This window comes from Mesorhizobium sp. M7A.F.Ca.US.006.04.2.1 (assembly GCF_004022915.1).
GTDB classification, from domain to species: domain Bacteria; phylum Pseudomonadota; class Alphaproteobacteria; order Rhizobiales; family Rhizobiaceae; genus Mesorhizobium; species Mesorhizobium ciceri.
The window spans coordinates 1-692 of the sequence record NZ_RZQA01001515.1; the positions used below are offsets into that span (position 1 = coordinate 1).

1 protein-coding gene is annotated in these 692 nt (G+C 61.8%); it reads left to right on the plus strand.

Going from position 1 to position 692, the window contains the following annotated elements; translation table 11 throughout:
* Positions 1 to 548: ABC transporter substrate-binding protein (locus EN925_RS38440; protein ID WP_164894807.1), on the plus strand; the 548-nt coding region annotated here is incomplete at its 5' end.
* Between the last annotated feature and the right edge of the window lie 144 nt (positions 549 to 692).

A 692-nucleotide genomic window follows, 5' to 3' on the forward strand; every position in this document is an offset into this window, starting at 1 on the left:
CCTCGAAGCGCATCGACGTCGCCATCTCGTCGATCACCATCACGGCGGAGCGGCTGAAGTCACAGTCGTTCACGCAGCCCTATTATGATTCCGATATGGGCATCGCCACCAAGGCCGACAGCCCGATCAAGGCCGAGGCCGACCTCAAGGGCAAGATCATCGGCGTGCTGTCCGGTTCGACCGGCGAAACCTGGGTCAAGGCGCATCAGGAAGCCGACGGCTTCAGCGACGTGAAGGGCTACGACACGCAGCAGAACCTGCTGCTCGACCTCAGCGCCGGCCGCGTCGATGCGGCAGTCAGCGACATTCCGGGCATGGAATATTCCTTCACCAAGATGAAGGACCTGGTGGTCAAGGAGCGCATCAAGACCGGTGAGCAATACGGCCTGATGATGACCAAGGACCACCCGCTGCTCGGCAAGCTGAACGATGCGCTGAGCGCGATGAAGAAGGACGGCACGCTGGCCGCCATCCACAAGAAGTGGTTCGGCAGCGACGCGCCCGCCGACTCTTCGACCATGAAGGAAATGCCGCTGCCGAAGGCCTGAGCTGAAAGCTGCGGTAACATCGTGCCGGCTTTCCAGGCCGGCACGATTCTTTCACGCCTGGCCGCCGGCTTCTGCCGCAGATCTCCTGCCCTCGGCGGGCCCATCGAGTTTAACGTGAGCATTCTTTGCTCTGGGGTTCGGGAA